The organism is Vibrio sp. Vb0888 (genome assembly GCF_033338835.1).
In the GTDB taxonomy this organism is placed as follows: Bacteria; Pseudomonadota; Gammaproteobacteria; order Enterobacterales; family Vibrionaceae; genus Vibrio; species Vibrio alginolyticus.
Genome location: NZ_JAWOTL010000006.1, coordinates 287010 through 300627, shown reverse-complemented (window position 1 = coordinate 300627; position 13618 = coordinate 287010). Strand labels below are relative to the sequence as shown.

Annotated in this window: 14 protein-coding genes; 3 read left to right on the top strand and 11 right to left on the bottom strand. The window is 44.5% G+C overall.

Annotated elements, in window-relative coordinates:
• On the top strand, positions 1-1389 hold a 1389-nt coding region (locus R7P72_RS11775; RefSeq protein ID WP_318110527.1), incomplete at its 5' end, for a chitinase.
• Between the two features lie 90 nt (positions 1390-1479).
• Here the strand turns inward: R7P72_RS11775 and R7P72_RS11770 are convergent.
• Together R7P72_RS11770 and R7P72_RS11765 are read right to left on the bottom strand one after the other, a co-directional pair.
• On the bottom strand, positions 1480-2223 hold the full coding sequence (locus R7P72_RS11770) for a YggN family protein (protein ID WP_005380283.1): 744 nt from the start codon (positions 2221-2223) through the stop codon (positions 1480-1482).
• A 61-nt stretch (positions 2224-2284) separates the two neighbouring features.
• Positions 2285-2764, bottom strand: coding sequence for a GreA/GreB family elongation factor (locus R7P72_RS11765; RefSeq protein WP_005380280.1), 480 nt, complete (start codon positions 2762-2764; stop codon positions 2285-2287).
• A 76-nt stretch (positions 2765-2840) separates the two neighbouring features.
• On the opposite strand from R7P72_RS11765, the gene R7P72_RS11760 reads away from it, so the two are divergent.
• Positions 2841-4766 (top strand): ATP-dependent DNA helicase RecQ, encoded by a 1926-nt coding sequence (locus tag R7P72_RS11760; protein ID WP_213907266.1) that lies wholly within the window; start codon positions 2841-2843, stop codon positions 4764-4766.
• On the opposite strand, the gene dinB is transcribed toward R7P72_RS11760, so the two are convergent.
• Together dinB and R7P72_RS11750 are read right to left on the bottom strand one after the other, a co-directional pair.
• Complete coding sequence (gene dinB, locus R7P72_RS11755; protein ID WP_054576341.1) at positions 4763-5827, bottom strand: DNA polymerase IV; 1065 nt, start codon at positions 5825-5827, stop codon at positions 4763-4765. The genes R7P72_RS11760 and dinB overlap by 4 nt on opposite strands.
• Before the next feature lie 76 nt (positions 5828-5903).
• Positions 5904-6137, bottom strand: coding sequence for a DUF2789 domain-containing protein (locus tag R7P72_RS11750; protein ID WP_213907267.1), 234 nt, complete (start codon positions 6135-6137; stop codon positions 5904-5906).
• Positions 6138-6324: 187 nt separating this feature from the next.
• Between R7P72_RS11750 and R7P72_RS11745 the strand changes: the two genes are divergently transcribed.
• Positions 6325-7542 (top strand): response regulator, encoded by a 1218-nt coding sequence (locus R7P72_RS11745; protein ID WP_005380276.1) that lies wholly within the window; start codon positions 6325-6327, stop codon positions 7540-7542.
• Between the two features lie 158 nt (positions 7543-7700).
• Here R7P72_RS11745 and nqrM read toward each other — a convergent pair whose 3' ends face one another.
• The 7 genes from nqrM to R7P72_RS11710 form a co-directional block, all read right to left on the bottom strand.
• On the bottom strand, positions 7701-7934 hold the full coding sequence (gene nqrM, locus R7P72_RS11740) for a (Na+)-NQR maturation NqrM (RefSeq protein ID WP_005380273.1): 234 nt from the start codon (positions 7932-7934) through the stop codon (positions 7701-7703).
• Between the two features lie 22 nt (positions 7935-7956).
• Positions 7957-8961 (bottom strand): FAD:protein FMN transferase, encoded by a 1005-nt coding sequence (locus R7P72_RS11735; RefSeq protein WP_005380272.1) that lies wholly within the window; start codon positions 8959-8961, stop codon positions 7957-7959.
• Between the two features lie 155 nt (positions 8962-9116).
• Entirely contained in the window at positions 9117-10340 is a 1224-nt protein-coding gene (gene nqrF / locus R7P72_RS11730; protein WP_005380271.1) for an NADH:ubiquinone reductase (Na(+)-transporting) subunit F, read from the bottom strand.
• 33 nt (positions 10341-10373) lie between these two features.
• On the bottom strand, positions 10374-10970 hold the full coding sequence (gene nqrE / locus R7P72_RS11725) for an NADH:ubiquinone reductase (Na(+)-transporting) subunit E (protein WP_005380270.1): 597 nt from the start codon (positions 10968-10970) through the stop codon (positions 10374-10376).
• A gap of 7 nt (positions 10971-10977) precedes the next feature.
• Complete coding sequence (locus R7P72_RS11720; RefSeq protein WP_005380269.1) at positions 10978-11610, bottom strand: NADH:ubiquinone reductase (Na(+)-transporting) subunit D; 633 nt, start codon at positions 11608-11610, stop codon at positions 10978-10980.
• Positions 11610-12380, bottom strand: coding sequence for a Na(+)-translocating NADH-quinone reductase subunit C (locus R7P72_RS11715; protein WP_005380267.1), 771 nt, complete (start codon positions 12378-12380; stop codon positions 11610-11612). The genes R7P72_RS11720 and R7P72_RS11715 overlap by 1 nt, the downstream gene beginning before the upstream one ends.
• Positions 12370-13614 carry an NADH:ubiquinone reductase (Na(+)-transporting) subunit B gene (locus R7P72_RS11710; protein WP_005380265.1) on the bottom strand — a complete coding sequence of 415 codons (1245 nt, stop codon included), beginning with the start codon at positions 13612-13614 and terminating at the stop codon, positions 12370-12372. Before R7P72_RS11710 ends, R7P72_RS11715 begins: the two co-directional genes overlap by 11 nt.
• Between the last annotated feature and the right edge of the window lie 4 nt (positions 13615-13618).

The window sequence follows — 13618 nt, the reverse complement described above, 5'->3', positions numbered from 1 at the left end:
ACTCAAGCGCCATATTCCGTTACTTGGAACGCCACACTTATTGGCGCTAACCAGCTTAAAGCCGTCGCAACCGATAATGATAACAACACGTCAGAGTCCCTGGTTGGTGTGGAAGTCAGCGATAAAGATTTGGTCGTCTCTCTGACTTCACCAAGCAGCGGTCAAACCGTCGGATTAGGCAAAAGTCTCGCATTAAGCGCCGATGCAACGTCTTTAACTTCAGGCATTAAACACGTTGATTTCATGATCAACGGCTCTATTGTTGCAACCGATACCACAGCACCTTACACAGCCAACTGGACACCAACTGCACTTGGTAACTTTACAGTTAGCGCCCAAGCTGTGGATTTGTCAGGAAGCAATGCACTGTCTGACGCCGCAGCAATAACGGTGGTTGAGCAAGTAGAGAAACGCCATAAACTCATCGGTTACTGGCACAATTTTGTAAATGGTGCGGGCTGTCCAATTCGTCTAGCAGATATGGCAGATGCTTGGGATGTGATTGATATTGCCTTTGCTGAAAATGATCGCAACAGTGATGGCACTGTGCACTTTAATCTATATTCAGGCGATATTTACAGCGATTGTCCAGCACTCGATCCAACACAATTCAAGCAGGACATGGCAGCGCTTCAAGCTAAAGGTAAGAAGTTTGTTCTCTCTCTTGGCGGCGCAGAAGGCACGATTACGCTGAATACCGACCAAGATGAAGCCAACTTTGTCTCTAGCCTAACAGGTCTTATCGCTGAGTGGGGCTTTGATGGTCTAGATGTGGATTTAGAGAGTGGTTCTAACTTAGTTCATGGCTCGCAAATTCAAGCTCGCCTTGGTCGTGCTTTGCTTCAAATAGAGCAAAACATGGGTGGAGATATGTACCTAACCATGGCGCCTGAGCACCCTTATGTTCAAGGCGGCTATGTGGCTTACAGCGGTATTTGGGGAGCTTACATTCCTGTGATAAACGAGACACGCAGCACGCTCGACTTGCTTCACGTCCAGTTATATAACAACGGCGGTTTGCCAAACCCATACCTGCCAGGCAGTGCACCAGAAGGCTCTGTGGATATGATGGTAGCGCAATCTAAAATGCTTATCGAAGGTTTTGAGTTGGCCGACGGCACTCAATTTGCACCATTGCGCGATGATCAAGTCGCAATCGGTTTACCTTCAGGTCCTAGCTCGGCAAATTCAGGGCAGGCTCCAACACAGAATATTATCAACGCACTAGATTGTTTAACCAAAGGCACTTCATGTGGCACCGTTAAACCAGCGTACCATTACCCGAATTATGCAGGAGTAATGACATGGTCTATCAACTGGGATCAGCATGATGGCTTTAACTTCTCAAAACCTGTCGGCGATAAGCTCACCGAGATGAATGCGCAATAAGCTATCAAAGAATAAGCGAGTAAAACGCAAAGAGAGCACAATAGTGCTCTCTTTCTTTATCTCATCGAGTTTTTGCTTTTTAATGAGTAATTAAATCGTAAATACTCGGTAATCTTTTAGCTCAGGGATTTTCTTCAACAGATCGTTTTCTTGCCCTGCCATGTCATCCAGCGAATCGCACAAGTCTTCTGCTTGTTGTTCTACCTCTTTCGAATGCTCGGCTAAACGCTCTTCTACTTTCGCGCTGAGTTCAGCCATACTCTCTGATAATGCAGTGAGGTTTATCCCTCCCTCTTCCTTCATTTTTTTCGATAAAGCATCCAACGAACTGGCTAAAAACTCTTTATTGAAGATCTCTTGTGCTTTTGCAAAGTCTTCAGTCCACCCTTGTGTCATAGACTCAAAACTCTCCGCAGGCAGGATGAAATCACCATCTTTGTAGTAACGTGATTCAACATCAGCGAAAAAGTCCTTTACTGCGACTTTTACATTATCAAACGCACCAGGTGCATCGAGGCTTTCCGCAACATCATCAATAATATCATTCGCAAGCGCTAAACCATCACTCGCCAATTGCTTTGCTTGTGGAATATACGCGTTCATTTTTTCGCGATAGTCTTCAATTGCCGCTTTTTGGTCGGCATTGAGTTCAATTAGCTCACCTTTGATGAAGAGGTTGTTATCCTCATCCACGACAGCTTTATCACCTGTCGTTTGGCGAATTTCCAAGCTTTGCCCATCCATACGGACTTCATTATTGATGTCCACACGACACTGCGCTGCATAACCAGTAGCACTGACCATCAGCAATGAGAGTGTAAAAAGCTTTTTCATGTCATTCTCTTTTATTTAACATTACTCGTGTTAAACATAACACTGAGTAATACATGAGATGTCAGCAAATCGTCACGACTTCGTAACAAGTTGTTTTATCTCCTATTTTCACGTCAACCTCATCACCCTCTTCTTTCCCGAACAACGCTCGACCCAGAGGAGATTTGGCTGTTAAGACAAAGACTTCCAGAGTCTGATATTGAACAGTCAAACCACCAGAGCAAGGGCCTACAAAGAAGTGCTTTTCGATCAAATTCTCATCTGCGAGAACAACGTAAGCACCAACACCAACAGGCGCATTCTTAAAGTTACGAGTCACTAAAGAACGATATTGACGCAACTCCTCTTCACTATCTTGAATTCGCATGGCTTGTCCATGAGCAAGATACGCGGCTTCAAGTGCCAATGTATCGTACTTGTGCTCGGGAACAGTTTCTTCATCTGTGGCGGCATCGATAGCTCGCTGAGCCGATGAATGGGCAACTTGAAGTTTTTCTTCCAGATGTTGGATGATAATTTGGACTAAGTCTGCTTTGTTCATACTTTTAGGACGCGCGTTTAGTATTCGGGGTGTGTTAATGTAGCCAAGTTTACCATCAAAGAAAGGTTTCCCTATTATGCAAAGTGACTCGCTGCATCAAACACTTCAATCTGTATTTGGTTTTGACTCATTACGCCAAGGTCAGCAACCCGTTATTGAAGCCGTTATGAATGGTTACTCTGCTGCGGCAATCTTTCCTACAGGCTCGGGGAAGTCACTCTGTTATCAACTACCTGCAACCATATTACCCAACCTTACGTTGGTGATCTCTCCGTTGTTGGCGTTAATGAAGGATCAACTGAGCTTTTTACAAAGTAAAGGAATCGCGGCCGCTTCTATCGATAGCAGTCAAAGTAGAGAAGAAGCACAACAGGTCATGGCTGGCGTGAAGAATGGACAAATCAAAATCTTGATGACTTCTGTTGAGCGACTAAAAAATGAGCGTTTTCGTGAATTCATTCGCCAAGTACCGATTTCTTTGATGGTCATTGATGAAGCGCACTGTATTTCCGAATGGGGGCATAACTTTCGTCCAGATTATCTCAAACTACCGCAATATCAACGTGAACTGAACATCCCACAGTCTTTACTTCTCACCGCAACGGCAACGCCTGCAGTTATTGAAGACATGCAAAAAAAGTTCGATATTTCCAGTGAACATATTACCGTTACAGGCTTCTACCGCTCTAATCTGGATATCTCGGTGATCCCGTGTGAGGAAACAAAGAAACAAGAACAGCTCAGTGAGATCATCGCCTCTTCACCTAAGCTTCCGACCATCGTATACGTGACGCAGCAGCAAACAGCAGAACGAGTAGCAAAGTCATTAATCAATATTGGCATTAACGCTCACGCATACCACGCTGGCATGAAAAGCGACGTTCGTGAACAAATCCAACAGCAGTTCATGGATGGCCAAATTGACTGTATTGTTGCAACGATTGCATTTGGTATGGGGGTCGATAAATCTGATATTCGACGCGTCATTCACTTCGACTTACCCAAATCAATCGAGAACTACGCACAAGAGATTGGACGTGCAGGCAGGGACGGGCAACGCTCGGAGTGCATTCTGCTAGGCAATACGTCCGGCCTAACGGTGTTGGAGAATTTTGTCTATGGTGACACACCAGAATTTACGTCAATTAACTATGTAGTCGAGCAAGCGAAAGAACATGCTCCACAATGGGAGGTAGTGCCACTGCGTTTGTCGCGTGAAAGTAATATCCGCCAATTGCCACTCAAAACCTTGTTGGTTTATTTGGAGCTACATAACGTCATTGAAGCAAAGTACAGTTACTTTGCGGAATATCGGTTTAAGTTTTTGCACGATCAGCAATTTATTGTGAATCAATTTCAAGGCGAGCGACGTCAATTTGTGGAGGCTATTTTTTCCTGCTCACAAAAAGCCAAAGTGTGGTGCCAAGTTGATCTAGAAGCGCTATGGATGAACTATCAATCGGAACGCAGCCGAGTTGTCGCAGCGCTCGACTATTTTCACCAGAACGGCTGGATAGAACTAGAGAGCAAACAACTGACGGACGTGTACTCAGTTATGCCAACCAAACAGAGCTCGGATGTTTTAATCCAACAACTGTCTGAACTGTTCCAATCCAAAGAAAGCAAAGATATCGAAAGAATCCACACCATGCTGCACTTGTTCCAGTCCGAGCACTGTTTGAGCTCACAATTGGCGAACTACTTTGCGGATCACGATGCACCAAAGCAATGTGGTCACTGCTCCGTGTGTCGTGGTCACGTCGCCACATTCACAGCACCAGAACCTGAAGATATTGAACAATCTCAAGTATCGATATGGGCGCGGGAGTTTATTCAGCTTTCCCCATCGGCCATCAGTAATGATGCCGTTGCTCGCTTCTTGTGCGGAATCAGCACTCCTTTGATTAGCCAGCTAAAAGCCTCAAAGCTAGCAGGTTATGGTGCAATGGCAAATGTAAGTTTTGAGCAGGTATTAACGCAGGTAGAAACGGTAAGGGCCTAAAAAAAGCTCAATTGACGCGCTTGGTCTTCGGGCTTGAGCATCACGTTCAAGCCTAAAAGGCGAATTTCCCGTCCATTTTGGCGTTTAAGAATATCTCTTAGCAAGGTCTTGAAGTCCTCAAGCTCTAATTGCGGATGGATGTGCTCAATTGTTGTCAGTTGAAAGTCGGCAAATTTGACTTTAATACCTTGTTTAATAATCGACTTATCTGGGCTTGCACGCTCTAAACGTTTCTCGAGTTCAGGATAAAGTTTCTCCTCAATCACTTGCCAACATTCATCATAGGTTGCGATGTTCTGGCTGAATGTCCTTTCCACACCGACGGACTTTCTCTCGCGCTCAACAACGACTTCTCGATTATCAATTCCATGGCTTCGCTGCCATAAGGAGGCACCCTGACGACCAAACTGCCTCAACAACTCTCGATAGTCACTGTTTTTAATGTCCTCACATCGATAAAAACCGGCTTGGTGGAGCTTCTCAAGACTCACCTTCCCCACACCAGGAATGTTCTCTAGCGGAAGACTATCGATAACCTCTTGGACTTTCTCTGGCGGAATCACAAACTGACCGTTGGGCTTGTTCATGTCTGACGCGACCTTGGCAAGAAACTTTATCGGAGCAATGCCCGCCGATGCCGTCAACCCAAGTTCACTCCAGATATCGCGGCGAATTGACTCTGCGATCAACGTAGCGGAGCCACGGCAAGCTGTCGAGTCCGTGACATCGAGGTATGCTTCATCCAATGAGAGAGGTTCAATGATAGGCGTATAACGCTCAAAAATAGCACGAATCTGCTGAGAGACTTGCTTATATACATGCATTCTACCGGGCACAACCAACAAATGAGGACAGAGTTGCAGCGCGCGCGCCGTTGACATTGCACTGCGAACACCATATTTACGCGCATCATAATTACAGGTGCTAATCACTCCACGCTGCTTTTCATGTCCGCCAACAGCGAGTGCAATGCCACGGTAACTGGGGTTATCTCTCATCTCTACGGCAGCATAAAAACAATCCATATCGACATGAATAATTTTTCTAATTCGATCTGACATAGCCATCAAAGCACTGTTCAAAAAAACAGTATAAATCAAATCTACCTGAAGAGAAATGGGCGTGTTTAAGCGAACGTCAATTTCGAAGCATTACGTCCAATTGATCGACTAATTCGGCCCAATCTGCATCTTCTTCGATGGCTTGTTTTAGAAAGTTCGCCTGTGACATCGTCCAAAAGCTAGCTTCATGTAAAGGCGCAGAATCTCTTTTGTGTCGATGTTGATTAATAAAATCTTTCATTTCTTGAGGAGAGCTACCGAGGCCCAGTTGTTGAAATAGCTCAGCCATACCATGTTGATGCATTTCCATACTACTTTCTCCCTACGTTAGCTAAACATAATTATATAACTAAGACAGGAATAATGATGTGATGTTAACGGATGCGTGTCAAACATTTGAGTAGTTGTTCTACTTTTGGTTGACATGTGTTTTTTGATGGCGATAAGTTTAATTTTAGTTATCATTGATTTTAAACAATTAATTTTGGGGACTGCGCTTGAGTAATAAGATTCTGGTTGTTGAAGATAGTCGTGCATTTAAAAACTTTCTTTGCCAAACAATAAGCCAAGCTGGTTATGAGGTCATCGCAGCGGAAAGCTACGCGGAGGCAAAGAACTTGTTATCTTCAGCACAGGACCTCTTCTGTGCGGTTTTAGACTATTGTTTACCGGATGCTCAAGATGGCGAGATTATTGACCTCGTTTTGGAACATGGTCATCGTGTCATTGTTTTAACGGCTCGATTTCAAGAAGACACTCGCGAAAAGATGCTTGCAAAAGGCGTCCTCGACTATATTTTGAAAGACAGCATGGCGTCCGTTTCCTATCTATTACCACTCCTCAAGCGACTAACCAACAATCAACAACACAAATGTTTAGTCGTTGATGATTCACACACCGTAAGAAGACACATTGCCCAACTTTTGGAGCATCAATATATTCAGACGTTGGAAGCTGACAATGGGCAAAAAGCCCTAGAGCTTGTCGAGCAAAATCCAGATATCACTCTCGTTTTAACCGACCATGATATGCCCGTTAAAGATGGCATTACTATGGTGCGTGAATTACGTCGGAAGTGGGATAAAAATCAATTAGCCATTCTCGGCTTGTCGGGTAGTAACTCTAAGACCATGACGGCTAGGTTTCTAAAAGCAGGGGCCAATGACTTTTTATACAAGCCATTTAATCAAGAAGAATTTTTTTGCCGTATTCACCAACTGTTAGATATCAAAGACGCAACATCTGAACTGTTTAAAATGGCAAATCAAGATGCGCTAACGGGCTTATGGAACCGCCGCTTTCTGTTTGAGCAACCCCATGTAGAAAACGCTCAAAGAAACATCGCGATGCTTGATATCGATTTCTTTAAGCAAGTAAATGATACACACGGACATGAGGGCGGCGATGCAGTGTTAGTCATGATAGCGAATATTCTAAAAATCTATTTTCCAAATGATATTGTCGCTAGGCTTGGTGGCGAGGAGTTTTGTATTCAAGCCAGTGGCGACTATGACGGCTTTCTAACACGCTTAGAACAAATGAGACAGCGCATAGAAAAAACGCCAATAACTTATTTGGACAAAAACATTCTTGTGACCGCGAGTATTGGTGTAAGCAACATCGAGGGGGAGCTGGAACAACAAATAAAAGTGGCGGATGAGCGACTTTACATGGCCAAAGAGAACGGACGTAACCAAATCATTTCTTCGTCCTAATGACTATCAGTGTGGTCTTGCTCTGTAACATGAGAGAAAGAAACAACAAAACACGGTATTGGGCTCTTTCTCGGACATCTGAGCTTTGGTTAGCTGCCTAAAAATAAAGCTCAGCAGAACGCTGAGCTTTATCACTTTCTTAGTACGATTAACCAATACTAAGCAATTCTATCTTTTTCCCACGCCGCCAATTTCTCAGCACGCGCAGCCTCGCGCGCTTCACGTTTTTTACGCGCATCGCAGGGTTCTGGACAATTACACACTTTTTCGATGCCAACTGCCCCTAAGCCACCACAGCTACCTTTCACGACTTTCTTTTGGAAAATGTATCCGACAGCCATTGCAGTGATTACCGCGACAAACACAGCAAAGGTAATTAGAAATGTATTCATAAAAACATGCTCACTTCTGTTGTTATTTCTTCATGAATGGCTTGTATGCTTCCGAAGCCAACTCTTTAAAACCATCTTCCGTTTTCACAATCATGAAAACAGGAATATTATTTTCGTTCGCAATTGCCATGCCTTTGTCTTCACCTAGCACCATAAGACCAGTTGCAAGACCATCAGCAGTCATCGACGATTTATCTAATACCGTTACAGACACCACTTTATGATGAATTGGTTTGCCTGTTCGTGGATTAATAATATGAGAGTATCTCACACCATTACTCTCAAAGTAATTACGATAGTCACCACTTGTTGCAATTGCCATGTCGCCTGGTTCAATAATTTCTTGAATTGAACGTTCATCAACGGTCGGTTTTTCAATTGCGATACGCCAAGGCACACCTTCACGATTGACACCTTTGAGACGCATTTCACCGCCAACTTCGACCATAAAGTTCTGTACCCCTTCAGATTGAAGGTAGTCAGCAACCACGTCAACCCCCCAACCTTTCGCAATTGTCGATAGGTCGACGTACAAGTTAGGAAGGTCTTTGGACAGTGTATTACCATCAACAGATAGGTGGTGAATACCGGTATTTGCTTTGCGAGCAGCGAGTTCTTCATCGGTTGGAACTACATCTGGACGAGCTTCTGGACCAAACCCCCACAGGTTAACTAGAGGGCCGACCGTCACATCCAATGCACCTAAAGTAAGACCGTTAAGGCGAATTGCTTCTTTCACTACCGTTGCAGTTTGTGTCGAAACTGTAAATGGCTCGCTCGTTTGATGCTGATTAAAACGACTTAACTCTGAGTCGTCACGATAGGTCGACATTTGGTCATTAACCTCTTCCAATAAGCGATCAATTTCTGTCTGCATCGCTTTTGGCGTTGGAATACCATCTTGCTCGATATACTTGATGTTGTAAGAAGTCCCCATGGTAGGGCCACTTAAATGAATTTGATCGGCAGGCTGCTCACAGCCAGCCAAAATCAATAGAGAAGCAAATGCAACAAGCCACTTTTTCACTTGTTAACTCCCAATGTTGTTGAATTGATATGGGAAATAGGATCAATCCTTTCAATCCGATTACCTATATCAACTGTTGAGTATCAGTTTTATGTCTATAAAAAATAATGGCTAGCTCTTGGAGAGCTAGCCATAGATTCAATCACTTGGAGGAATTAACCACCGAAGTCATCTAGTAGGATGTTTTCATCCTCTACACCTAGATCTTTTAGCATGCCGATTACAGCTGCGTTCATCATAGGTGGACCACACATGTAGTATTCACAGTCTTCTGGCGCTTCGTGATCACGTAGGTAGTTCTCGTAAAGAACGTTATGAATAAAGCCAGTGTAACCATCCCAGTTATCTTCTGGAAGTGGATCAGACAGTGCACAGTGCCATACGAAGTTGTCATTCTCAGCTTGTAGCATATCGAAATCTTCTACGTAGAACATTTCACGCTTAGAACGTGCGCCATACCAGAAAGACATCTTACGCTTAGAGTGCAGACGCTTAAGTTGGTCGAAGATGTGTGAGCGCATTGGAGCCATACCAGCACCACCACCAACGAATACCATTTCTGCATCTGTATCTTTCGCAAAGAACTCACCAAATGGACCAGAAATAGTACACTTGTCGCCTTCTTTTAGAGACCAGATGTACGAAGACATGATGCCTGGTGGTACGTCTGGGTTGTTCGGCGGCGGAGTTGCGATACGAACGTTAAGCATGATGATACCGTGCTCTTCTGGGTAGTTAGCCATAGAGTATGCACGAATGGTCTCTTCATTAACTTTAGACTCGTAACGGAAAAGGTTGAACTTCTCCCAGTCTTCACGGTATTCCTCAGGAATATCGTAGTCTGCGTATTTCACGTGGTGAGCAGGAGCTTCAATCTGGATGTAACCACCAGCACGGAAAGGTACTGACTCGCCATCTGGAATTTGTAGCTTAAGCTCTTTGATGAATGTCGCTTTGTTATCGTTAGAGATAACAGTACATTCCCACTTCTTAACGCCGAAGATTTCTTCAGGAAGCTCGATATCCATGTCAGTTTTCATTGCAACCTGACACGCTAGACGCTCACCTTCACGCGCTTCACCTTTAGTAATATGGTCAAGCTCGGTTGGTAGGATGTCGCCACCACCTGATTTAACTTTTACGCGACACTGACCACATGAGCCACCGCCACCACAAGCAGAAGATACGAATACGCCAGCACCTGCTAGAGCACTCAGTAGCTTACCACCTGGTTGTGTAACGATCGCCAGAGAAGGGTCATCGTTCACAGAAATTGTAATGTCACCTGTTGGTACAAGCTTAGACTTAGCGAAAAGAATCACTAGTACTAGTGCAAGTACGATCAGAGTAAACATCACTACACCAAGAATAATGTCCATTGACTATTCCTTAATTGTTGCGGTTTACCCGACTTACAGTTGAACACCAGAGAAAGACATAAAGCCTAACGCCATAAGACCTACAGTGATAAATGTGATACCAAGACCACGTAGACCTGGAGGTACGTCAGAGTACTTCATCTTCTCACGGATACCTGCAAGAGCAACGATTGCTAGCATCCAGCCCACACCAGAGCCGAAACCGTAAACGATCGATTCAGCAAAGTTGTAGTCACGTTGTACCATGAAAGATACACCACCGAAGATTGCACAGTTTACTGTGATCAGCGGTAGGAAGATGCCTAGCGCGTTGTACAAAGGTGGGAAGAAACGGTCTAGGACCATCTCTAGAATCTGTACAAGTGCTGCAATTACACCGATAAAGGTGATGAAGTTTAGGAAGCTAAGGTCCACGCCCTCAACTAACGCGTTCTCTCTCAAAACTAGGTTGTATACTAGGTTGTTCACAGGAACAGCGATAGTCAGAACTACCACAACTGCAACACCTAGGCCGAAAGAGGTCTTAACCTTCTTAGATACGGCAAGGAAAGTACACATACCTAGGAAGAAAGACAGAGCCATGTTTTCGATGAAAATCGATTTAACTAACAGACTAATGTAATGTTCCATGACGTCCTTACTCCTTCGCTTCTACTTGTTCTGGTTTCAGAATACGGATTACCCAGATAAGGAAGCCGATTAGGAAGAATGCTGATGGTGCTAGTAGCATTAGGCCGTTAGGCTGGTACCAACCACCGTTGCTCACTAGAGGTAGAACTTCTAGACCAAATAGTTTGCCTGAGCCAAATAGCTCACGGAAGAAACCTACAGTGATAAGAACGAAGCCGTAACCTAGACCGTTACCAATACCGTCAATAAGAGATGGTACTGGCGCAGACTTCATTGCGAATGCTTCAGCACGACCCATTACGATACAGTTAGTGATAATCAGACCAACGAATACAGATAGCTGTTTAGAGATATCGTATAGGTAAGCTTTTAGCACTTGGTCTACCACGATTACTAACGATGCGATGATTGCCATCTGAACGATGATACGCACACTGTTAGGAATGTGGTTACGGATCAATGAAACAGAGAAGTTAGACAACGCAGTTACAAATGTTACCGCTAGTGTCATTACAAAAGCTGTTTCTAGTTTAGTTGTTACTGCAAGAGCAGAACATACACCAAGAACTTGTAGCGCGATTGGGTTGTTATCCAATACTGGCGCTAGAATGCTCTTTTTAACGTTTTGTGCACTAGACATTAGTTAAGTTCTCCGTCACGAACTTTTGCTAGGAAAGGACCAAAGCCCATATCACCTAACCAGAAGTCAAATGTGTGTTGAACACCATTACTAGTGAGCGTCGCTCCTGATAAGCCATCAACACCGTGCTCAGAACCTTGCGGTGCGCCGCCTTTCACGACCTTAATCGCTGGCTGGTGATCTTCATTGTACAATTTCTTGCCAATGAATTGATCGCGCCATGAAGGGTTCTCTACTTCACCACCAAGTCCAGGAGTTTCACCTTGCTCGTAGTAAGTAATAGCAGACACAGTGTTACCATCAGTTTCAACGGCTACAAAGGCATACATCATCGACCATAGTCCTTTACCGTGCATAGGCAGGATAACTTTTTGGACTTCATCTTGATCTTTTACAAGGTACACCACTGCTGTATTCGCGCGACGACGGATATCAGCTACGTCTTCTTCTGGTGTCAATGCGATTGAACGTTCTGCATCTTTTGATGCTTCACGTTGATCGTACGTAGATGCATTACCCTCAGTAAAGTTACCTGTTTCAAGGTCTACTAGACGAGGTTCGATGTACTCAGCAAATAGCTCTGGTACTTTCTTACCGTTTGCGTCAATGCCTGCAACTTCAACGATCTTTGATTGCTTATCTAGGACAGCGTTAGCTTTTTGCTTATCACGCAGACCTACTGCTGCTGTTGATACGATGATTGAACAAACAAGGCTCAACCCGATAACAACACCCAGCGTCTTTTTAATGCTGTCGTTATTACTTGCCATAGCGTGCTAGTCTCCGCTTGATGTTCTTCTCAATCACTACATGGTCGAACAGAGGTGCGAATAGGTTCGCGAATAGAATCGCCAGCATCATACCTTCTGGGTACGCTGGGTTAACTACACGGATCATCACACACATTGCACCAATCAGGATGCCGTACCACCATTTACCTTTGCTAGTAAATGACGCTGATACTGGGTCCGTTGCCATGAAGAACATACCGAATGCAAAACCACCTAGAACTAGGTGCCAGTGCCATGGCATATTAAACATTGGATTAGTGTCAGAACCGATCACGTTAAACAGAGTCGATACTGCGATCATACCGATCATCACACCCGCAATGATGCGCCATGAAGCGATTCGCATGTAAACGATCATCGCTGCACCGATCATTAGAGCTAGAGTCGATACTTCACCAATAGAGCCAGGGATGTTACCGATGAACGCGTCCATCCAAGTGATAGGAGCGCCAGTTACTGTGTTAACTAGAGCACCGTTACCACCTTGAGCCCATTGGCTAAGAGCAGTTGCACCAGAGAAGCCGTCAGCTGCAGTCCATACTACGTCACCCGAAATTTGCGCTGGGTAAGCGAAGAATAGAAATGCACGACCTGCAAGTGCAGGGTTAAGGAAGTTACGACCTGTACCACCGAAGATCTCTTTTGCTACAACAACACCAAATGTGATACCTAGTGCCGCTTGCCATAGAGGTAGCGTTGGTGGAACGATAAGTGCGAATAAGATAGAAGTTACAAAGAAACCTTCGTTAACTTCGTGTTTACGCACCATACAGAACAACACTTCCCAGAAGCCACCAACAATAAATACTGTTGCGTAGATTGGCAGGAAGTAAGTCGCACCTAGTAGCATCTTACTGCCAACACCCGCTTCCGCACCGATAGTGCCGCCAAGCATTTCTGTTAGCCAGTAGTGCCAGTTACCTGCGATAACTGTCGCTAGTTGGTCACCAGCGTACATGTGGTTAAGTGCTGCAATAGCTTGGCCACCTGCGTTGTACATACCCCAGAACATTGCTGGGAATACCGCAAACCAAACCATGATCATGATACGTTTTAGGTCAACGCTATCACGAACGTGCGAGCTTTTATTTGTTACGATACCTGGGGTGTAAAAAACTGTTGCTACAGCTTCGTACAGGGCAAACCATTTTTCGTGTTTGCCACCAGGCTCAAAATGATGCTCGATGTCTTCAAGAAACTTTTTAAGAGCCATGAAA